At 41.0% G+C, this 21985-nt stretch carries 20 protein-coding genes and 2 riboswitches; of the genes, 10 read left to right on the top strand and 10 right to left on the bottom strand.

Annotated elements, in window-relative coordinates:
- Positions 1 to 20: 20 nt before the first annotated feature.
- The 6 genes from ACEYW6_RS30245 to prfB all read right to left on the bottom strand — a co-directional run bounded on the left by ACEYW6_RS30245 (position 21) and on the right by prfB (position 4354).
- Positions 21 to 788 (bottom strand): MBL fold metallo-hydrolase, encoded by a 768-nt coding sequence (locus tag ACEYW6_RS30245; RefSeq protein ID WP_412982679.1) that lies wholly within the window; start codon positions 786 to 788, stop codon positions 21 to 23.
- A gap of 3 nt (positions 789 to 791) precedes the next feature.
- A complete protein-coding gene (locus tag ACEYW6_RS30240; protein ID WP_412982678.1) occupies positions 792 to 1391 on the bottom strand; it encodes an anthranilate synthase component II in 600 nt (199 codons plus the stop codon).
- A gap of 302 nt (positions 1392 to 1693) precedes the next feature.
- Positions 1694 to 2149 carry a diacylglycerol kinase family protein gene (locus tag ACEYW6_RS30235; RefSeq protein ID WP_190890544.1) on the bottom strand — a complete coding sequence of 152 codons (456 nt, stop codon included), beginning with the start codon at positions 2147 to 2149 and terminating at the stop codon, positions 1694 to 1696.
- Positions 2150 to 2302: 153 nt separating this feature from the next.
- Entirely contained in the window at positions 2303 to 2830 is a 528-nt protein-coding gene (ybeY, locus tag ACEYW6_RS30230) for an rRNA maturation RNase YbeY (protein WP_412982688.1), read from the bottom strand.
- 39 nt (positions 2831 to 2869) lie between these two features.
- The gene (locus tag ACEYW6_RS30225) at positions 2870 to 3025 is read right to left on the bottom strand and encodes a DUF3285 domain-containing protein (RefSeq protein ID WP_104904774.1); all 156 of its coding nucleotides are present in this window, start codon (positions 3023 to 3025) and stop codon (positions 2870 to 2872) included.
- A 206-nt stretch (positions 3026 to 3231) separates the two neighbouring features.
- A protein-coding gene (gene prfB, locus ACEYW6_RS30220) for a peptide chain release factor 2 (protein WP_412982677.1) occupies positions 3232 to 4354 on the bottom strand; the annotation gives its coding sequence in 2 pieces (ribosomal slippage) (positions 3232 to 4281 and positions 4283 to 4354; 1122 coding nt in all).
- A 323-nt stretch (positions 4355 to 4677) separates the two neighbouring features.
- On the opposite strand from prfB, the gene ACEYW6_RS30215 reads away from it, so the two are divergent.
- Positions 4678 to 6348 (top strand): pentapeptide repeat-containing protein, encoded by a 1671-nt coding sequence (locus ACEYW6_RS30215; protein ID WP_412982676.1) that lies wholly within the window; start codon positions 4678 to 4680, stop codon positions 6346 to 6348.
- Between the two features lie 122 nt (positions 6349 to 6470).
- Here the strand turns inward: ACEYW6_RS30215 and ACEYW6_RS30210 are convergent, their stop codons facing one another.
- On the bottom strand, positions 6471 to 7199 hold the full coding sequence (locus ACEYW6_RS30210) for a Bax inhibitor-1 family protein (protein ID WP_412982675.1): 729 nt from the start codon (positions 7197 to 7199) through the stop codon (positions 6471 to 6473).
- A gap of 325 nt (positions 7200 to 7524) precedes the next feature.
- Here ACEYW6_RS30210 and ACEYW6_RS30205 point away from each other — a divergent pair, with 325 nt between their 5' ends.
- Positions 7525 to 8310 carry an RNA polymerase sigma factor SigF gene (locus ACEYW6_RS30205; RefSeq protein WP_094329630.1) on the top strand — a complete coding sequence of 262 codons (786 nt, stop codon included), beginning with the start codon at positions 7525 to 7527 and terminating at the stop codon, positions 8308 to 8310.
- 43 nt (positions 8311 to 8353) lie between these two features.
- On the opposite strand, the gene bchD is transcribed toward ACEYW6_RS30205, so the two are convergent.
- Positions 8354 to 10390 carry a magnesium chelatase ATPase subunit D gene (bchD, locus tag ACEYW6_RS30200; protein WP_412982674.1) on the bottom strand — a complete coding sequence of 679 codons (2037 nt, stop codon included), beginning with the start codon at positions 10388 to 10390 and terminating at the stop codon, positions 8354 to 8356.
- 91 nt (positions 10391 to 10481) lie between these two features.
- On the opposite strand from bchD, the gene ACEYW6_RS30195 reads away from it, so the two are divergent.
- The 3 genes from ACEYW6_RS30195 (at position 10482) to rnc (ending at position 13558) form a co-directional block, all read left to right on the top strand.
- A complete protein-coding gene (locus ACEYW6_RS30195; protein ID WP_412982673.1) occupies positions 10482 to 11069 on the top strand; it encodes a Uma2 family endonuclease in 588 nt (195 codons plus the stop codon).
- Positions 11070 to 11934: 865 nt separating this feature from the next.
- Positions 11935 to 12735, top strand: a complete 801-nt coding sequence (locus ACEYW6_RS30190; RefSeq protein ID WP_412982672.1) for an NYN domain-containing protein — start codon at positions 11935 to 11937, stop codon at positions 12733 to 12735.
- A 136-nt stretch (positions 12736 to 12871) separates the two neighbouring features.
- Complete coding sequence (gene rnc, locus ACEYW6_RS30185; RefSeq protein ID WP_412982671.1) at positions 12872 to 13558, top strand: ribonuclease III; 687 nt, start codon at positions 12872 to 12874, stop codon at positions 13556 to 13558.
- Between the two features lie 58 nt (positions 13559 to 13616).
- Here rnc and ACEYW6_RS30180 read toward each other — a convergent pair whose 3' ends face one another.
- Positions 13617 to 14807: a sensor histidine kinase gene (locus tag ACEYW6_RS30180; protein WP_412982670.1), complete on the bottom strand. Its 1191-nt coding sequence runs from the start codon at positions 14805 to 14807 to the stop codon at positions 13617 to 13619.
- Positions 14808 to 15224: 417 nt separating this feature from the next.
- A riboswitch (cyclic di-AMP (ydaO/yuaA leader) is annotated at positions 15225 to 15444 on the top strand.
- Positions 15445 to 15541: 97 nt separating this feature from the next.
- Between ACEYW6_RS30180 and ntrB the strand changes: the two genes are divergently transcribed.
- From ntrB to ACEYW6_RS30155, 5 genes are all read left to right on the top strand, one after another.
- The gene (gene ntrB / locus ACEYW6_RS30175; protein WP_412982669.1) at positions 15542 to 16393 is read left to right on the top strand and encodes a nitrate ABC transporter permease; all 852 of its coding nucleotides are present in this window, start codon (positions 15542 to 15544) and stop codon (positions 16391 to 16393) included.
- Positions 16394 to 16480: 87 nt separating this feature from the next.
- A complete protein-coding gene (locus ACEYW6_RS30170) occupies positions 16481 to 17923 on the top strand; it encodes an ABC transporter substrate-binding protein (protein ID WP_412982668.1) in 1443 nt (480 codons plus the stop codon).
- Between the two features lie 54 nt (positions 17924 to 17977).
- Positions 17978 to 18814, top strand: coding sequence for an ABC transporter ATP-binding protein (locus ACEYW6_RS30165; protein ID WP_196512284.1), 837 nt, complete (start codon positions 17978 to 17980; stop codon positions 18812 to 18814).
- Between the two features lie 38 nt (positions 18815 to 18852).
- Positions 18853 to 18964: riboswitch (cyclic di-AMP (ydaO/yuaA leader) on the top strand.
- Between the two features lie 223 nt (positions 18965 to 19187).
- On the top strand, positions 19188 to 19808 hold the full coding sequence (locus ACEYW6_RS30160) for a universal stress protein (protein WP_412982687.1): 621 nt from the start codon (positions 19188 to 19190) through the stop codon (positions 19806 to 19808).
- A gap of 113 nt (positions 19809 to 19921) precedes the next feature.
- A complete protein-coding gene (locus ACEYW6_RS30155; protein ID WP_412982667.1) occupies positions 19922 to 21259 on the top strand; it encodes an ArsB/NhaD family transporter in 1338 nt (445 codons plus the stop codon).
- 316 nt (positions 21260 to 21575) lie between these two features.
- Here the strand turns inward: ACEYW6_RS30155 and ACEYW6_RS30150 are convergent.
- Positions 21576 to 21985, bottom strand: a 410-nt coding sequence (locus tag ACEYW6_RS30150; protein ID WP_412982666.1) for an ISL3 family transposase, incomplete at its 5' end; no start/stop codon positions are given.

Raw genomic sequence — 21985 nt, 5'->3', positions numbered from 1 at the left:
TACTCCTCAAAACTTGTAACTCAAAATTTGTAATTCAAAACCTGAATTTCCCCATTTTCGGGCAATTTACCAGGGCTAATGGAAATACTATCTCCATTACTACGTCGCACTGTCATACCTTGCATCAAGGTCAGAAAATCATCCAGTGGCGAAATATCGCACGCAGCAGCGTCAGCCGCCTGTGTTCGGTAATGGGTCGGAATCACCAGCTTGGGATTTAACACTTGAACAGCCTGCTTTGCTTCTTGGGCATTGTAGGCTTTTGCACTACCTCCCACTGGAATAAATGCTACATCAGGACGTCCCATCAGGATTTTTTGCTCAATAGAAATAGGTGCAGCGGCTCCGCCTAAATGTAGGATATTAATTCCGCCTTGCTTCCAACTCCAAGCAGTATTTGAGCCAAACTGCTTACCACCTTTGCGATCGTGGTCTATGGCAATTCCTTGGAACTTAATGCCTTTGAACTCATAAACTCCTGGTTCGTAGATGAGTTTTGCATTTCCCGGTAGTACATCCACAGCGCCTTCATCCAGTAGTTGACTGCTAATCAGTACCAAATCTGCTGCAACTTTTGGTAGACGATAGCCAGCAGTACAGCCGACCGCTCGAAAGGGATTGACAAGAATTTTCGCACCACCACCAGTAAAAAGAAAGCAAGTATGACCCAACCACTGAACTGATAAACCGCTAGATTGTGCGTCAGCTTGAGATTCAGAACCCAAGGTAGTAACCAAAGCTGTGACCAACCCCGCCCCAGCATAGCCCATCAACTGTCGTCGTTTCATTAATTATGCTCTCGACTGTAACTGTTCCAGAAAATTTTGCAATAACTGTTTTCCTGAAGATGTCAGGACACTCTCTGGGTGAAACTGGACGCCCTGAATGTGAGGATAGTTCCGGTGTCGCACTCCCATAATGGTGTTATCTTCAACCCAAGCGGTGATTTCTAACACATCTGGGCAAGTCTCACGTTCGATTACCAAACTATGATACCTAGTGGCGGTTAGAGGATTTTCTAATCCCCGGAAAACCCCCACTCCAGTGTGAGACACCTGAGAGGTTTTGCCATGCATCAACTCTGGAGCAGGAATTATTTTACCACCGAATACTTGACCAATGCTTTGATGTCCCAAACAGACACCCAAAATTGGTAACTCTTGGCCTAGTTGTTCAATCAACTCTAGGGAAATACCGGCATCTTCCGGGCGACCAGGCCCAGGAGAAATAACCACAGCTTCTGGCTTTAATGCCCGAATCTCATCTATGGATATCTTGTCGTTACGAAAAACTTTAATATCATCTGCCACTGGGAAATCTGCTGCCAGTTCTCCCAGATATTGCACTAAATTATATGTAAAACTGTCGTAATTGTCGATAACTATAATCAAAGCTCATCACTCCTGGTTTTTACCACTCATCAGTTGCAAAAAGCATAGACAAATATCTCATGCTATTTGTTCGCTAGGTGTAAAAATAAAGCTGGCGTGGACGCATAAAGATTACCCAGTAACCCTTCACCCAGGATGTTTGGCACGATCGCACTACTTAAATTTTGAATATGTTTTGCAAAGGGGATCGGACAGAGTGTGATCTCTTACCGAGTTACTTGGCGATGCCTGCGGTGGGCTATGACGCTCAATGACTCGCTACCGCTTCTCTACGCGAACGCTATCGGCGTCGCAAGTCACCTCTACAAAGCCGATATAATTAACTTTACCAGAGGAGGGAGCAGGAGCGTACCAGCTACCAGCACCGCTACCAAAGCAGAGACAAGGACTGCACCTGCCGCACAATCTTTAGCAATTTTTGCCAAATCATGGTATGTCTGCTTAACGGTTAAGTCCACAAGGGACTCGATCGCTGTATTTAGTAACTCTAATGCCAAAACTAAACCACTAGTTATGCCAATTACTGCGATTTCCACCGCTTGCAAATGCAAAAAAACGCTTAAAGCGATCGCTAAGGCACAAACACTTACGTGGATGCGAAAATTACGTTGAGTTTGAAAACTATAGCTGATTCCAGCCCAGGCATATTTAAAACTGACAAATAAATTAGAGGCCACTTTCCAGGAGAATTCCCGTTCGTTAGACACCAGTGTTTGTAACGAGGTAGGCGTTGGTGATGAAGAAATTTTTTGGGACATAGACTTAAAAACACAAGAACAGAGTTGCTACAGTGGGAATATTCGCCGATCTTAATGGCAGAATTAACTTTGAGGCAATCTTTAAGCAATTTTCCACAGAAGTATTATAAAAGTATTACCCAAAATTAACACTAAGGGATACACAAGCTAATGCTATTCGATGTCAATAGTAATACCTATTACATTCAGCAATCTCACTTGCTGTTCTAACATTCGCCCCAAACTTTCTTCATCAGGATGATCCCAGCCTAAGAGGTGCAATAAACCGTGAGCAGCTAACCAGGCTAGCTCTGTTGGTAAGGTATGTTCCTGCTGTTGAGCTTGACGTTGTGCTGTATCTACAGACACGATAATATCACCTAAGTATAATGGTACAGAGGCAAGCATTTCTTTGCTTTGAGGAAAATCCACCTCCAAAGCAGCAAAGGCTAAAACGTCTGTGGGCTTATTTTGTTGACGATACTGGGCATTCAGTTCTTGAATTTGCGAGTCATCTGTCAAACGCAGCCCGATTTCATAACTTGGCGCTGGCGGAATATGAGGGTGAAGTATTTCCAACCAGTCATTAAACCAATTTTCCCAAGTTTCAGGAGTAATTCGGGGATGAGTGTCCCCAGTCTTTACAGATGTTGTCGGGGACAACTCATAAAAATAATCCTCCACATATAGTTCAACTCTCAGGGGCACACAGTCTCCTAGTCTGAGGTTTACAGTTTGGCGTTAGTGAGTTAGGTAAGCAAGACCAACAAGGAGAGCTAAAAGCCCTACGGCAGTCAACGCAAAATGCTTCAGGGAAGTTCCACCCTTCCGCACCATGTTTCGCATGGCGAGTTTTACGTAGCTAGGTTGAGGTTCTGTTGAAGGAGAGTTGCTCATAGTTATTTGTCCACAGACTCTTTTATAACTGTAACAGTTGGTCTGGGATAGAATTACGATCGCCTGTATATTGCTAAGGAAATTCTCTGAAAACGCCCCAATCAGAGGGAATGCTGTGCATCGCGCCAATATGAAACACTAAAAATAAAGAACAAGTGCTAAGTAATGTTAAAAATAATTACTTAGTACTTGTCATTAATCTCCAATTATGAAGGAGTGCTTTCTACCAGTTTATTTTCTTGGCGCAGATAAGCTTGAATGAATGGATCAAGTTCGCCATTCATCACATCGCCAATCGCTGTTGTTTCTGTATTTGTACGTAAATCTTTCACCATTTGGTAAGGGTGAAACACATAGTTACGGATTTGGTTTCCCCAGGAGGCTTCCACCATATCGCCACGAATTTCGGCAATTTCTTGGGCGCGTTGCTCCTTGGCGATGACCAACAGCTTTGCTTTGAGGCGATTTAGGGCTTTTTCTTTATTTTGCAGCTGCGATCGCTCTTCTGTACAGCGCACAGCAAGACCTGTAGGAAGGTGAACAATCCGCACCGCAGTTTCTACTTTGTTGACATTTTGCCCACCTTTACCACCAGAACGAGTTGTGGTGATTTCCAAATCCTTGTCTGGAATGTCCAGTTGCACAGAGTTATCAATCTGTGGCATCACTTCCACCCCGGCAAAACTGGTTTGTCGCTTGCCGTTAGCATTAAAAGGTGAAATCCGCACTAAGCGATGTGTACCCATTTCTGAACGCAAGTAACCATAAGCATAGCGACCAGTAATTTCTAGGGTTGCCGATTTAATTCCGGCTTCATCACCCTCCGACTCTTCAGCTAAAGTTACCTTATAGCCATGAGCTTCGCCCCAACGGGTATACATCCGCATCAGCATAAATGCCCAGTCTTGAGCATCTGTACCACCAGCACCAGCACTAATTGTCAGTACAGCACCTTCCGCATCATAGGGCCCGGAAAGTAACTGTTGTAACTCCCACTGATCCAGGTCACGATTGAGTTTATTGATGGTAGATTCTGCTTCTTGCAGTAGTGCCTCATCGGTTTCTAACTCCAACAACTCAACAACTGCCTTAGTATCTTCGAGATTGGCGTGCCAGCGATCGTATTGCTCAATGTGAGCTTTTAAGTCGTTGAGTTCTTGCAGAGTTTGTTGTGCCTGGGTTTGGTTATCCCAAAATTCTGGCTGTGCCGATATTTTTTCGAGGTCTTGAATTTTGGCTGTCAGTGCAGGTACGTCAAAGATAGTCCTGGGTTTTACCCAGGCGGCCAGACAACGTTTCGATTTCGCGTTTGAGTTCTAAAACTTCCATAGTGCTTGCTGAATGATAGATAGAGCGCTTTGGATTGGAAAATTGCTCTTTATTCTACTTATGTTTATCAATTTTAGCTGTAGTTGGGCAATTTCACTCTGCATCGCTTGTATTAAATTACAAAAATTACTTGAAAAGATAGTTTTGATATTGTAGAGCTAGTCTTTGAGCTAGCTACCTGTTTTGATTTTTGTGTTCTTAGAGATTTACCTTACTTAGCACTAGGAGGAAGTGGTAAAACTATTTCTATGTACTTTGCTCAGTGCTATTCGGCTAAAGTTAGTTATTGTATCTTGTAATACTAGTGTAATTCAAGCTAATTAATGATGGAATACCCTGATTTTTCTAGTCACGGCTACCAAATTGAACGGGAATTAGGCCACAATCTGATAGGAGGACGGATTACCTATCGAGCGAAAGATATAAAAACAGGTCAAACTGTGGTGATTAAGCAATTTCAGTTCGCTCAACCGATGGGAAATTGGAGAGACTATGATGCTATCCATCAAGAAATTAGAGTATTGCAGAAGCTGAATCATCCTAGTATCCCTTGCTATCTGAATTCTTTCGATACCTCGACAGGTTTTTGTTTGGTGCAAGAATATAAAAATGCTCCCTCACTCGCGGCATCTGGTTATTTGACCTCTGAAGATATTCAGCAGATTGCTGTTAAATGTTTAGAAATATTAATCTATTTACAACAACAACAACCACTTGTTATCCATCGGGATATTAAACCTGAAAATATTTTACTGAGTGAAGATAACAAAGTTTATTTAGTCGATTTCGGCTTGGCTAAACTTGAAGAAGGAGAAATATCGAGTACGATCGCTAAAGGAACGATCGGGTTCATGCCTCCTGAACAGATTCATAGTCGTCAATTAACAAAAGCATCCGATTTGTATAGTTTAGGAGCAACTCTAATCTGTCTCTTAACGCGGACGAAATCAATTAATATTGGCGATTTAATTGATGAAAACGAACGCATCAATTTTAAAAAATATTTACCTAAACTACCTCGTTCTTTTATTTCTTGGTTACAGAAAATGGTAGAACGAAAGTTAGAGAAACGCTTTATTAATGCTGAGGAAGCACTTAAGGCATTAAATTTAGGTAAAAGTGCTAATATAGCGGTTCCTGACCTAGTGAGGTACGTTTCTAAAGCTACTAAGCTTGCTGAACAAGATTTGAGTGTACCTCAGTTGCTTAGAAAACGCTATAATAATGGAGCTAAGATTTTTAGATTCAATGCTAAATTAGTTAAACTTTCTGCGGTAGGTTTATTAACTCTTTGTTTCTTAACGTTAGTTGTCTATCAAGGTAATAAATGGGGAGAACAACTGTATATTTTAGCTGAACAGCATCGACAAACGGAATTAAAAGAACAGGAAGAAGCTCAGAAACAAGCTCAGAAACAAGCTCTTGTTATTCAGTTACAAGAAAATAAAGCTTGTGTTGGCTGTGATTTATCAGGTGCAAATTTAAAGGGTTTATTTCTTGAAAAGGTAAACTTACAAGAAGCCAACTTACAAAGGGCTAATTTATCAGGAACTAAACTGAAAGGAGCTAACTTAAGTTTTGCTAAATTACAGAATGCTCAATTAGAAGATGCTGATTTAGAAGGTGCTAACTTACAGGATGCTGATTTAGAAAATGCTAATCTAAAAAGCGCTCATATAATTGCTGTTAACCTAAAAAACGCTAGGTTACAAAATGCTAACCTAAATCATGCCAATTTTTCAAGTTATAATTTGCCGACTAACCTAGAAAATGCCAATCTAGAAGGTGCTAACCTGGAAAAAGCTGATTTAAAGGATGTTAACCTAGAAAATGCCAATCTAGAAGGTGCTAACCTGAAATATGCTAATTTATTTGATGTTAACCTAAAAAATACCAATTTAAAAAATGCAGATTTCAGTCAAGCCATTTTAGTGGAAGCTAATCTAGACGGTGCTAAGACACTAGGTGCTAAATTTGATGGCTCATTGAGATAATTTTCATCCTCTCGTTAATACAATAAAAAGTCGAATAAAACGATGAAAAAACCGTGGTTGCTGAAAATTTAACCACGGTTTTTACTTTGTAAAACTTTACTTTTGTTATTGCCTACAGACAATTAATCGCGGCCATTGATGGCAATTAACAACCGCAAGATAAAGACAAACAAGTTGATGTAAGTAAGGTACATCGATAAAGCAGCAGGTAGATATTGGTCATCGCTGTAAGTGCGGGGCAAGATGTAGAAATCGACAACAGAAACCCCAACAAACAGAAATACTCCTAAACCGGAAATGGCGATTTCTAGCCAATTTGGCGTGTAAGCACCAAACATGGCAAATCCGAATTGGGCAAGACACACAACCACCAAGGCGATAACACCGAGATTAATGGTTTTCGTCAAAGCCATGCCATCTTGTTCAGAGAGATTTGAACCAATTTGACGGGCAGCAATGAAGGTGACACCACAACCAAGAGCAGCTAAACCAATGCCTTGAATGCCAACACCTTGGGATCTCAAAGCGACAAATATCAAGCCACTGAGAGTATATCCAGACAAGAGGCTATAGGTTGCCAACAGTGGTAGTGCAAGCCCCTTGTTACCTTTTTGAGCAACATTTTGGGCAACAAAGAACAAAATTAACTCCAAAATCACCGCACCAATGAAGGTGGGAAAGAATATTCCGGGGTTAGTACGGATAACTCCCAAACCGCCGTAGGTTCCTAATGCCGTTAGCACTAATCCACCACCGACGTAGGGGAGGGCGTTGGCAATCACATTTGGGCCTACGAGGGCGTGAGATTTAGCCTCACGCATAGCTTCACGAAAATTACTGGTATTGCTCATATTGAAAAACTGTTTTTTAGGAAAACTTCTGCCTATTCCTATTCTTACCAAGATTTTAGGCGAGAAACCAGGAAGGGGAAGAGACAACTAAACAAAAAACATTATCCAATATTGAAATTTTTATGTGAAAAACAAAAATAACCTGCAACAGAGAGGTTAGCAAAATCATGCGTACAAATACTGAATTATGGAGTTCGGCCCCTCATAAGTTCAGTGAAACGACGATGGCTTATTCTGCCCTGACTAAGCAAAATAATAACAGCTTAGAAGAAAATATACGCAACTCCATTTTCTGAGGAATAGGAGTTTCAACAAAGGAATGTATATGGCAACAAGTGAGTCCTCTTTACGAACTGATGGTATAGAATTATTACACTTGTACCACCAGAATCCTTCTATTAAACTTCGTAATAAACTTGTACAGTTACATACTGGCTTAGTACGGAAGATGGCTCATAAATTCAGCCATCAATGTAATGAACCTTATGAAGATTTAGAACAAATTGGTTATTTTGGTTTGATTAGGGCAATTGAGCGTTTCGACCCCAGTCAAGGATATGCTTTTAGTTCCTTTGCTGTGCCATATATTCGTGGTGAGATGCTGCACTTTTTGCGCGATCGCAGTACTCTATTAAAAATTCCCCGTCGTTGGCAAGAATTATACAATGAAGGGCAAAAGATTCGCAAGGATTTGGCAATGTCTTTAGGTCGCCAGCCCAAGGATGCTGAAATTGCCAGCCACCTGCGGGTATCTGTGCAAGAATGGCAAGAAACCAAGTTAGCCGCTCAAAATCGGATGCCTTTAAGTTTAGATGCAACCGCAGTTAACTATGTTGATTGCCAAATAACCTTGGGTGAAGCACTGCCTTGTCCCCGTTCTCATGTTCTTTTACAACAAGAAGAAGAACGCCAACAACTCCAAGGCGCAATCAATATGTTGGAAGAAAAACCCCGAATGGCAGTCGAAATGGTATTTTTGAAAGAACTTTCTCGCAAGGATGCTGCTAAAAACATTGGTACTAGTCCAATGACAGTAACGCGGTATCTGCAAAAGGGAATTCAAGATTTGATTTGCTATTTACAACCACAGGTAATGCCGACTGGATCGTAGTCGTACTGAGTCAAAAATCCAATGACTAATGACTAATGACTAATTATCGAGATTTTAAATCAGCGATCGCACCTTTGGTCATAGCAGCAATAGCTTGATCTGTCGCTTTTGGCAAATGATAATATTTACCGCCTGCTGTTTGCGATAATTCTTTAGCAAAGCCAGTAGACACAAATTTACTTTCCGTATCAATTACTAATAGTTGCATCCCCAAAGCACGAATTCTAGCAGCAATTTCTAATAATTCTCCTTTGATATCTGGCTTTTCTCCTGGTTCAAGCTGTTCACCTAAAGAACGCGCTAAGGGAATATTACCCCGCCCATCGGTGATTGCTACAAGGACAACTTGCCCAATATCTCCACTCATCTGAGCATTTAAACCAACGCGCACAGCTTGAGTTAAACCATGCGCCAAGGGCGAACCCCCACCACAGGGCAACCTTTCCAAACGGTTACGCGCCAAAGCAATAGAACGTGTTGGAGGCAATAACACTTCCGCCTGTTCTCCGCGGAAGGGAATTAATGCTATTTGGTCACGGTTTTGATAAGCTTCTGTTAACAGTTGCATCACCGCACCTTTAGCCGACTGCATTCGATTCAGGGCCATTGAGCCAGAAGCATCTACCACAAATACTACCAACGCCCCGGCTTTACGTACCAGGCGTTTCGAGCGAATATCAGGTTGTTCTACAATAACTTTTCTATCTGGTTGTCTTTCTCTGCGTGCTTTTTGATAAGGAGCAGCTGCTCTGAGGGTAGCATCTACTGCAATGCGTCGTGCTTTCCCCTTGGGCAACATTGGCTTAATGTAACGTCCCCTGTCATCGGAAAATATGACGCTGCGACTACCAGATTTACCTTGCCGCTTCGCCATTTGAGTAAAATACAGCACGTTGTCATCAAGAATTACCCCTTCTGGATCAAAGATAAATTCTTCCGGGATGCTGGGGGGTTCTTGCTCTTGATTTTCTTCCTGTTCTTCCTGTTCGTCTTGTTCTTCGTCTTCAGATTCGTCTTGGGGTTCTTCTTGATTCTGTTGCGGTGGGGGTGGAGGCGGTGGTGGTGCTTGATCGGGTGGCGGTGTCTGCACAACTGTGGCGCGTGGTACAATTACCAGTTCTACAGCACGGCGCAAATCTTCGGCATTAACTGTTGTCCGTCCCTCCAAAGCCGCAGCCGCTTTGGCAACCCGCGTGGCGAATAACTCAGCGCGATGTCCCTGAACTCCTCCGCGAATGGCCTCATCCACTAAGTAGGCAATTTGCTCATGGGTGATGATGACTTCTTTCAACCATTCCCGTGCCAAGATGATTTGGGTTTTGAGGGAGTCTAAATCTTCGTTGTACTGCTTTAGGAAGTCTTGGGGAGATTTAGAATAAGCGATCGCTTGTTCAACTGCTGCTACTCTTTGATCTAAGCCGAGTACACCGTCAGCAGAGAGTGCGATCGCAATTCTATCTAGCAAATGCTCCCGTAATCCGCCTTCTTCTGGATTGTAGGTGGCAATAAATAGGGATTTGCACGGATGCTGAAAACTAATCCCTTCGCGTTCAATCTGGTTGCGTCCTTCAGATAATACGGTTAAAAGCTGATTTGATATTTGGTCATCTAATAAATTAATTTCATCTACGTACAGTACACCCCGGTTTGCTGTAGCGAGTAATCCAGGCTGAAAAATAGTATCACCTTGTTTTACCGACTTCTCAACATCCACTGAACCTAATAGTCGGTCTTCTGTAATACCTAGAGGAATTTGCAAAAAAGGCGCAGGGATAATTTCGACGGGCACATCTTGAATGTCTTTGTCTGCGTACTCCGCCAACAGTTGATCATCCCATTCTTCTGGATGGTTGGGGTCACAATTACTAATTGAGCCTTTGACAACTTCAATTGGAGGTAGTAGAGCGTGGATAGCACGAGCCATTACAGATTTTGCCGTACCGCGACGACCTGCGATCGCTACTCCTCCCAAACCAGGATCAACGGCTGCTAACAGCAAGGCTAATTTAATTGCTTCTTGACCGACTACGGCTGTCAAGGGAAAGGCAGTGATCGTGGGGTTGATAGTAGGCGCAGGCATTGTTTGCTTTTATAGCGAGTCTCGGCCTTTAGCATACCAATTTCTGACACATTTAAAATAGGGATTATGGCAATGAGAGAAAGGTAAGGTTATGAGTATTGCTCAGGCTAAACGCTTCACACTGGATGAATACCACAGGCTTGGAGAATTGGGCTTTTTCCATGAAGATGACCACATTGAATTAATTAATGGGGAAATTATTGAAATGGCATCCAAAGGTACAGCCCATGAAACTTGTCTAAGAAATTTATGGAAACAACTCCCAAAAATTGTTGGAGATAGGGCAACTCTACAATCTCAAGCCCCGATTATTTTACCACCTAACAGTGAACCTGAACCAGATTTTGCAATTGTTCAAAACCGAGATGATAATTATCTCTCGTCTCACCCTAAACCGACTGATGTGTTATTGGTGATGGAGGTTTCAGATTCTTCTTTAGCTTATGACCAAGATGTGAAAATACCTCTCTACGCTAAAGCTGGTATTACTGATTATTGGATATTCAATTTATTCGATAATTATTTGGAATGTTACAGTGAACCATATCAGGATAATCAAGGTAAATATGGTTATTCAAATAAGCGAATTGTCTTGTCCACTCAGGTGATAAACTTTCCTTGTTTTCCTGATTTGTCTCTTGATTTAGCTAGGGTGTTTCCGCCAAAGCTGAATTTTTAAACTTTGTTATAGAACTCAGCCATGAGACAAAAGAGTAAGTTTTATGCCTTATATTGATATTAAACTTCTTGAAGTTATTGATTCTTTTGGGTTAGTTATCCACTAATCATCTGGACTATTCGCAAATGTATAGGAGCAAGAGTGTAGTGATTTATTATCTACTATTCTGAGGGAAAATGTTGATTTAGCAGTAGCCATCAGTACAGAAAAAGCTCGTATTGAAATGATTATAAGTCCAAGTTTGTTAGAAATTAAACGCAAATTCAATTATGAAATAAGCTTCTTTTCTGGAGTTGACTTTACTGTTGATAGCCAACGAGGACTAAATGGCTTTTGTTATTTTATTTTGAGTCTTTCTTCGGGGCAGTTGCTTGTACGTAGCCCGGTGATTGTTTTAGTAGAAAGTAAAAATGAAAATTTGAGGTCTGGTTTAGCGAATCTTCATAAATAACTATATTGACAGCCAGCATTATTTATACTAATCTCTATGTAAGACAGCAAAATAACCGCACTCTAAAGCGCAAGTTTTTGGTGTTGTCTCAGCAGCATAATTCCTCTTTTCCTGCCGAGCTTTGTTTCATCCCTTCGGCTAAATCTTCAACCCAATATCAGGTCAATTCATTGATTGTATTTTCAATGGGAAGACAAGATATTTGGATGAATATTCAGGACAAAGGGTAACAAAACTTGTTAGGGAATTGGGATTTCTACGGCTGAGACTTGAACCAAAAAACGCTACGGTAAGAGAATCTTATGGCAGAGAAGTACTTTTTAAGTACAAATTCCTAGTCTAAACTTCTGCTACTGTTAGATGTGTAATTTGTTAAAGCTGTCCAGTTCACTAAACAATACTGGATACATTACAATGCCACATCCCGATCAATCTTCCAAAAAACAAACAAGTGATCAGAAAAATTCTATCGGTATTTTTGCCGATATTCAGAATGTCTCTTTAATTAAAGGAAAAGGTCATTTTTTGCTGGAATTTGCCCAATCCAATGGGCATATAGATTCCAAAAATGTCTACTATAACTCACACTACATAAGCCAAGTTTGTACCAAAAATGAGCTAGAAATTCTTGGGATGAAGTGTGTTGATGTTCCCGATAATTCAAATAATAGTGCAGATTATCGATTGATGGCTGACTGTGTTAACGCAGTTGCCTTTAATCCTTCTCTGAAAACAATTATCCTACTTTCAGGAGACTGGGACTATGCTGGCTTAATTTGTATTCTAAAATCTTTGGGTAAAGAGGTGATAATTTTTGCTCAAAGAGGTAGTGCTAGTCCAAATTTAATTAAACTGGTTGGTAATGATAACTTCCACTTTTTAGATGAATTACCTCAGCTAGTTGGCAATAGCAATAAGACTCAACCTCAAAACACGGCTCTTATGTCTCAGATTAATTACAATGAGGCTATAGAGTATCTAATTGAAGCTATCAACACTGTCTTAAGCCAAGGTAAGCCTACCGTATTTGGTCGCATTGATCAATTGATGCGTCAACGTTGTTCTAACTATCAAGGATGCTCATCTATTTCTACGGCTAATGGCAAGAAATTTAAGAGTTTTAGCCAGTTTGTTGATGCTGCTGTCAGGGATGGTAAAGTCCGACGGCAAAATCAGGAGTTATTTTTAACTGAATTAGATATACTAGCTGCCTAAAATAGCTTGTATAAACCCAGCTTTTTACTCAACTGGGTTTTAATAACACCGCTATTTGCGGTTTTTTAATTTCTGAAAAAATTCACATTTGTATAGTTTCCCAACAGTCAATTTTGGCAACAAGACACAAGATAAAATGCACAAACTTCTAATATTTCATAATGAAAAACTTTTGCGACAAGCACTTACCCACCGTTCTTACGTTCATGAAAACCCTGGAGAAGGCGAACACAATGAACGGCTAGAATTTCTCGGTGATGCTTTGCTGAATTTCTTAAGTGGTGAGTATCTATATAGTTGTCACCCAGAAATGGGAGAAGATGAATTAACCCGGCGGCGTTCGGCGCTGGTAGATGAGAAGCAATTGGCAAAGTTCGCTGAAGAGGTAGGTTTAGACTTTAGGATGCGGTTAGGAAAAGGCGCTATTCGAGACGGAGGCTACCAAAATCCTAATTTGCTTAGTAGCACCTTTGAAGCTGTACTTGGTGCTTACTATTTAGATAATGATTCCAATATTGAAGCAGTTCGCGCAATTATAGAACCACTATTTGATTCTGTAGATCCTAAGCATATAGTTGTGTCTCGTTCTAATGTAGACTCAAAAAATCGTTTTCAAGAATGGGTGCAGCGCAACGTTACTCCAACTCCTCCCAAATATTTCACGGAACAAATAGGAGGTCCTTCTCACGCGCCAGAATTCATAGCAAAAGTATTGGTAGATGGAAAAATTTACGGCGAAGGTAAGGGACGTAATAAGAAAGATGCAGAGAAAGCTTCTGCTGAGGATGCGCTAGCTAAGTTGAAAAAACAAGGTTTATTGTAATCATGTTTTTTGATTTCACGCAAAGGCGCAAAGAATAATTTTACGTCTTGGCGCGAAATCAACTTTCGATTTGTAAAGGCAAAATTACAGTAAAAGTAGAACCAACGCCTACCTCAGAGACTAGCTTAATTTCACCTTTGAGTAGTTTTACTAAGCGGGAGACGATCGCTAATCCCAATCCTGTACTATCAGCGAGATAGGGACGATCGCTTGAACTTACGCGAAAATAAGGTTCAAATATCTGGGCTTGATTTTCGGGTGCAATGCCAATTCCAGTGTCACAAACTGCGATCGCACATCTCTGGTTCTCCAACACCTGACACATTATAATAATAGTCCCCGACTCTGTATAGCGAATCGCATTACTAATAAGATTTGTAATAATTTGTTGGCATTGAAAAGGATCTGTGATTAATTCCTTGGGAGCGCGATCGCAATCTACTACAATTTTTAAATTTTTCCCAGCAGCTAAAGGTTCCAACATTTCACACACATTATTAATTAATTCCTGCACATCTGTGGGTGCTAGTTGGAGTTTTATCTGCCCTGAGTCATAGCGCGAAAGTTCTAACACATCATTGATCAGATGGAGTAACTGTCTACCGTTGCGTAGCACTCGCTCAATATGTTCTAAATTGCTATAGTTATCTTTTATCTCTGTTTTTCGTCGTTGTTGGCGTAAAAACAAATCCGAGTAACCAATAATAGAAGTTAGCGGATGTTTCAATTCGTGGGCTAGTTGTGAAAGATACTCTTGATTGGCGCTAATCAAGCGCGTGAGTTCTTCATTGTGGAGTGTTAGTGATGACTGCAACTGCTGTAATTCTCGCAACCGCTCCTCAACATAACTCTTGAAACAGCGAGCGATCGCTTCGTCTATAATAGCGTCAATCAAACGCATGGAACGAATTATCTCTACAGGTGTGCCACTCAATAAATCTGCTTGTATAATATCAAATATTACCGTTCGCAGTAGATGATATTCTCTAGCTATTTCTGCTGGATCAAAGCCTTGTTCAGCTCGAATAGCTCCATGCTGGAAACTAGCAGTAACTATTGACTGAATATCATTATCTTGAGATTTTGAAAGCACTGTCACCATCGCTTTCAAAACATCAGGGATGTGATCCTTTACAGCTGTATAAGATAGGTCATCAGCACTTTCAATCCGTCTATCCTTGCGAACTGCTAGAATCCATTTATCGAGGATGGTGTCCGTTTTTTCAGCCAGTACTTGACTAAAATCCATTATGTTAAATATCAGCTAGGAGATAAATGAGTAAACTTCCATATGCAATTAGTTTAGCGAGTGCAATGAGTTTTTACCAAATTTAGTGATATTTTTCACCTACCAAAAGGAATAGATTGCACATCCTCTTCTAGTTGTCGAGCAATTAAGATTGTATAAAATTTTGCCAGTACATTATATTTCTTTTTAAAAAATATTAATCAGGTATGTAACATTCTTAATGCTTGGCTCGACTATATTGTTTAGCAGTCTGTGCAAGGAGTTCACTCACAACATAACTAGCAACACAAGTTTTAATTATTACTACAAATTAATGAATAACACTTGATTATGGTATTGAAATTAACAACATTTATCATAAGATAGATGGCTTTTACTGAGCATCGATGTTATATTGTCCATAAATTAATATCCATTAGAGTAAGTCAGCCTAATTCAGCGTGTCACAGTGCATAACGCTGGAGCGGAGGAACCAAATTGTGGGGCGTATCTCATAGAAAGTGAGGAGTTGAGAGTGAGGAGTTAGGAATTAAATAAAATTTAGTAACTCATAACTCATAACTCATAACTTTCTACAGAAGGGCATCTCTCAGCCCTAGCCCGTCAGCTAACTTCGTAGGCATTGAGAGGAGACTGAAGAGACGGCATTTTTATAATGTTCCGATCTCATCGGTGTCCAAGGCTGGTACTGCTCGGATTTTTTGTACCTGCACTTAAATCTGTTGAGGTCGTAAATGATATTTCAATTAAATTTGGCTGCGATCGCAGCGATCGCTGGACAAGCTGCTTGGAAAAAAACAAAACCTGTCATCCTTAAAGATGTTTTCTTTTTACCTGTATTGGGGTTCTTGGGAATAATCGTTCTGTGGTGGATTGTTGCACTTGCCAACCATGAATTGATGCCCACCCCGCCAGAAGCGTTGATTGCTAATCTAGACTACATCTTAAATCCCTTCTACCAGCGAGGCCCAGGCAACTTGGGAATTGGTTGGTTGTTAATAGCAAGTCTGCGCCGGGTATTAATAGGCTTTTTGTTGGGTGCGGTAGTAGCGATTCCTCTGGGGTTCCTCATTGGCATGTCCAGACCGGCAATGCTAGCACTCAATCCCATCATTCAAATTTTTAAACCTGTATCACCCCTAGCTTGGCTACCCATCGCCTTAGCAATTTTCAATTTAGCAGATCCTTCAGCCATTTTTGTCATCTTTATTACTTCTTTATGGCCGACAATTATTAATACCGCTTTAGGAGTTTCTAGCGTTCCCAAAGATTATTTAGATGTGGCACGAGTACTGGAAATGCCACGTTGGAGACGGATTACAAAAATAATTTGGCCTGCAAGTTTGCCGTATATTTTTACAGGTTTACGAATTAGTTTAGGCATCGCTTGGCTGGTAATCGTTGCCGTGGAAATGCTTACAGGCGGTATTGGTATCGGCTTTTTCGTCTGGGATGAATGGAGTCGCTTAAACCTGAGTTCAGTCTTTTTAGCTGTGTTGGTAATTGGTGTAACTGGGTTAATCCTGGATTACGCCGTGGACAAAATCCAAGAATTAGTAACCCATCGCCCTAAAACTTCCAACTAACAAAATTTGGCTGCTATCAAAACAGCAAGATGTAACGTGACTCTGCGCTTGTAGCATGAGCAATTAATCACCAATGGAGCTACAAAAATGGGTGATATTAACTGGACTAGACGAGATATTATCAAGGGAATAGGAGCAACAACAGCGGGAATGGCGCTATCCTCCTGTGGCATTTCAGGAGATAGATCCGCCAAAGGACTAACTGAAGAAGCCTTAGCTGTGCAACCAGTAGTTAAAAGCGGCGACCTAGAAAAAGCCGATCTTACAGTTGGTTACGTTCCTGTTAATGATTGTGCGCCATTTGCGATCGCCTGGAAAAAAGGCTTCTTCCACAAGTATGGTTTGAACGTTACACTCAACCGCGAAGCCAGTTGGGCTACTTCCCGCGACGGTTTAATTTTTGGTCGCTTGGATGCTTCACCCGTTGTATCTGGTGCAGTTACCAACGCCAGAATTGGTGCTGAAGGCGCACGCCACGCCCCCTTGTGTGCAGCGATGACCATTCACCGCCACGGTAACGCCATGACAATGAACAAAGCCATGTGGGATTTTGGTCTGCGTCCGTGGTATGAGTATCAAGAACAATATGGCGATGGTGCTTTAGAAGCCTTTGGGCGCGATTTTCGAGGCTACTTTGAGAAGCAGCCGTCAGAAGGTAAAGTTTGGGCAGTTGTTCTGAGTTCTGCCATTTACGAATACTTTATCCGTTACTTATCCGCCGCCGCTGGTGTTGATCCGCTTAAAGAGTTTCGCGTCATCATCGTTCCGCCGCCCCAAATGGTAACAAACGTGCGGATTGGTGCAATGCAAGCTTACATGGTTGCAGAACCCTGGAATACACGGGCAATAACAGGTAATGAAAACATCGGCTTTACCTTTGCACAAGGTAAAGAAGTCTGGTTGGGACACCCAGATCGGCTTTTGGGGGTGATGGAATCTTTCATCGACAAATATCCCAAAACCTATCGTTCACTAGTCAAGGCGATGATTGAAGCTTGTCAGTATTGCAGCAAAGTAGAAAACCGCCAAGAAGTAGCTGAACTGATAACAGACCGTTCATTTACAGGTGCTAGACCTAAAAAGAAAGATGCTCCAATTGCGAAGTTTACAAGTCCGGCAATTCTCGGCAATTACAACTATGGCGGCTTTGACGGCAAAGATCGCACCATCAAAGCCGCTGACACCACGATTTTCTTCGATATTCCTGACAACCTTCCCAAACAGCCAGGAGAACACTCCACATTCTTATGGAGATCCAGAAGTATCTGGCTGATGACACAAGCAGCACGGTGGGGACAAATTAAGGAATTCCCCAAAAATGCCGAAGAACTAGCAGAACTTGGTTGGAGAACAGATTTATATCGGGAGATAGCGTCTGAAATGGGCATCGAGTGTCCCAAGGATGATTACAAGGTCGAACCACCAGAAGTATTTATAGATAAGAAAGGCTTCGACCCCAGCGATCCGGTGGGTTATCTGAATAGTTTTGCCATCAGGGCTAACGCTCCCACGAACTTTTTCATGTCTTAAATCCCAAGTTCAAATATTGACTGATGACTAAATTATTTCTGGAGCGTTTCGATGATGGAATATACCTCATTACCTATTAATACACAGACCGAAGTTATGCCCCGCACTGGGTTTTTAGAAATTGAAAATTTAGTTAAGTCTTATCCGACACCTGATAAAGATAACTTTGTCGTTTTAGATGGAGTTAATCTGACGATTGGTGAAGATGAATATATTTCTGTAATTGGTCACTCTGGTTGTGGTAAATCAACTCTACTAAAGATAGTAGCTGGTTTAGAAAAAGCAACTTCCGGCTCAGTCAGGCTAGATGGGAAAGAAATTCGTCAGCCAGGAGCCGAGCGGATGATGGTATTTCAGAACTATTCGCTGTTGCCTTGGTTGACAGTGCGAGAAAATATCCGGTTAGCTGTGGATGAAGTGCTAAAAAATGCTAATCGGGCTGAAAAAATCAGCATTGTAAATCAACACTTGGCAATGGTAAACTTGACGGCGGCGGCTGACAAATATCCTGATGAAATTTCTGGAGGTATGAAACAACGAGTAGGTATTGCTAGAGCTTTAGCAATTCGTCCTAAAATGTTGCTGATGGATGAACCTTTTGGGGCACTAGATGCGCTAACTCGTGGCAAATTACAGCGGCAGGTATTGGATATTTGGGAAAATAATCGTCAAGCAGTGATGATGATTACCCACGATGTAGATGAAGCAATTTATATGTCCGATCGCATCGTCTTGATGACCAATGGCCCATCTGCTAGTATAGGAGAGATTTTAAAAGTTCCTTTTGAGCATCCACGCGATCGCGCCGCTATGCGAAACTCAAAAGAATATTTTGAACTCCGCAACCACGCCCTAAATTTCCTTGATCGATATTTTGCCCAAGACGAGTAAATTAGATTATCATTTTTTTTAGTGGGTAGCCTAATTCAAATTCATGAAAGCTGAATTTGGAACGGAGGAACCAATGTTTGGGGCTAATCTTACGAGAGACACCTTCCAGTCTTAGCCCGTCAGCTAACTCCGTAGGCAATGGAAGGAACCCCCAAGACTTTGGCTGTAATACAGTTATTATTGGGGTTTCCTTGACTGATTTAAGATTTGAACTTTTGGTTATCATCACTCAATCTAAAATCCAAAATCGTTTGACTGAGTGTAGCCGTTCGCGTAGCGTTCCGCAGGAAAGTCCAAAATCTAAAATTTGTCACCCTGCTTCTCATTGCTAATTCATTTCATTGGGAGAAGTAAAACTGTGCAAATTAAGCCAATGTTAGCACGTCTGCAAAGTGCCACAGGCCGAGATGACTTAATTGAACAAATGGTACTGTTGCCAGAACCAAAAAAACCTTTTTCTAAAAAACCTCAAAAAGCAAAAGCAGTTAATTTAATTGTTGCCTATGACGCATCTCCTAACAGTCATACGGCGCTAGATATTGCTTTCTGGATTGCCCATCAAACGCGTTTAGCCACCAATGCAGAAGTCACAGTTCAAGCCGTTTATGTGCTAGAAGACAATTCAAAAAGCCAGTATCCAAATATCTTGAGCTTTCCACAACAACAGCCTTCATTGGAATGCCAAGTTAATGAAGTATCAAAATCTGCCACACTGGTATTAAGTCAACCCCAATTGCAGACAGTAGTAACTCCCCTACAACAAGCAGATATAATTCTCTGGCAAGCCCGAAGTCTGGCTGAAGAATGGCAGGGTTGCTTCAAATCTCATTTGCGGTTTGGCTGCATTTACACAGAACTTACCAAAGTTGTTGAATCAGAAACTGCCGATATTCTGTTTTTAGGTTGCAACTCTGTTAATCATCCGATGATTGAGGCACTAGGTTCTAATTTTCCCTGCGCCGTTTTGGGTATTCCCAGTTGTATTGATGAATAATCACTGTTCAGAATTTCAGTAATTTTTATCCAATTGTAATGATAGATAAGTCACCTACAACTAGGTGACTTTTTTCGCTACTATGCAACCAATTAAACTTCGAGAGGTAAGGTGTGGAAAACTGGCAAGCAATCCTCAGCGTAATTACATTTATAAGCGTCATTGTTTTAGTAATGACGGAATGGGTACATCTAACCATTGCGGCATTGTTGGGAGCATTGTTATTAGTTTTTACCAACGTCATGACTTTAGAAGAAGCTGTTGGTTATATCGGCAACAGTCATGGAACACTCGGTTTATTCTTTGGAGTTATGGTCTTAGTGCGGGCTTTTGAGCCTACAAAAATATTTGATTATTTAGCTACTCAAATAGTACTCATAGCTAAAGGACAAGGCAAGCGTCTATTACTTGGTATTGTGGCTATTGTTACACCCATCTGTGCGGTCTTGCCAAATGCCACAACAGTAATGTTGCTAGCACCTTTAATTCCCCCAATGGCTCAGGAAGTTGGGATAAATTTCGTACCCTTGTTGATTTTGATGGTATTTGTTGCTAATAGTGCCGGATTGCTGACTTTAGTTGGAGATCCAGCTACATTTATTGTTGGCGATGCTGTGAATATTAGCTTTACAGATTATTTATTGAAGTTGAGTTTAGGGGGGGTAATTGCCATTGTCATAGTGATTGCAACACTACCATTTTTATTCCGCAAAATTTGGAATACACAGTTAGATAATCTTGATGAACTACCACACCCACAAATTAATCATCCACGAGCTTTAAGCGTCGGTGCAGTTATAGTATTTTTCGTCCTGCTATTTTTTGTTATCGGAGAATCTCTACCAGTTCCGATTTCGCCTGCTGCCGCAGCTTTGTTAGGAGCAGCTTTAGCTTTGCTTTTATCTCACCATAGTAAAATCGATTCAGTTAACAACATTCTGCGGGATGTAGACTGGAGTACATTAATATTTTTTATGAGTATTTTTGTGCTAATTGGAGGGTTAGAGAAAACAGGTGTAATTAATGGTTTATCAGGAGTATTAGCAGCAATTTTAGGAAAAAATATTATCCTGGGTTCCCTATTTTTATTATTTTTTGTGGGGATATTATCCAGCGTAGTGCCCAATATTCCTTTAGTGGTGGGGATGGTGCCTTTACTTAAACAATATATTGTGACTGTCGGATTAGCACCTGCCGAAGTTCTAGCACAAGACTTTCAAGGGCAGTTTCCGCCAGAAGTATTACCTCTATTTTATGCGATGATGTTTGGTGCAACTTTGGGAGGTAATGGCACACTAGTAGGAGCATCATCTAACATTGTAGCCGCCGGGATTTCTGAGCAGCATGGACGCCGTATATCATTTAAAACTTTTCTACACTACGGTATCCCAGTGATGGTATTGCAACTTGTAGCTTCGGCTTTGTATGTGTTAGTTCGCTTTTTGCTCTAGATAGGAAAGGGTCAAAATAATTCAGTAATTCATATTATTGATAATTACGCTCTCTACAACACGCTGCGCGTAGCTTGCTTCCCCACAGGGGTACGCAGACTCGCTACGGCTGCGCGAACGTAATTCGTAATAATAAGTTCGCGGACTTCCTAACGCTGCGCTATCAGTGTTAGCTTCTGGATTTATCACTTATAGCGTAACGCTAGCCAGTCCGCAAAGGCCGTGCAAACAACCAAATCAAAGATTATTGTAACGGCTTGTACTCTCTTCAATTATGAATTAGTAATTATGGCTCTCCCAGACTAGATATGTTAAATTAACAACAGAAATACCAATTTAGTAAAACCCTTCTTCTAAAATTATGAAAGTTAGTTAAGCCATAAGCCCTACGTTTAATGAGCTTAATCTTCTGATTAATTCCTTCTACGATACCTTGAGTAGTTCGGTGATCAAAATAAGCCAGAATTTCATCTATCCATCTACTGATAGTTCGACAACTTGTGGGGAAAAATTTATAAGCTGCTTGAGTCCATTCCAGGAATTTATCTAAGGCTTCATCACTGGTTATTGGACTTTCAAATATATCTCTAATTGCTTCTTTTTTGCGATACATTTCTCCTAATTCTGGAGCAACTTTTCGGAGTAAATTTATCTGAGCTTGTTCCTCATCACTGAGGCATTCTTTTTTCTTTAACAAAGGGTATTTACTGTGAGTTAAGCCAGCTA

The organism is Nostoc sp. UIC 10607 (genome assembly GCF_047228265.1).
GTDB lineage: Bacteria > Cyanobacteriota > Cyanobacteriia > Cyanobacteriales > Nostocaceae > Nostoc > Nostoc foliaceum_A.
The sequence above is the reverse complement of the archived record's forward strand: the minus strand, read 5'-3'. Positions and strand labels throughout refer to the sequence as shown.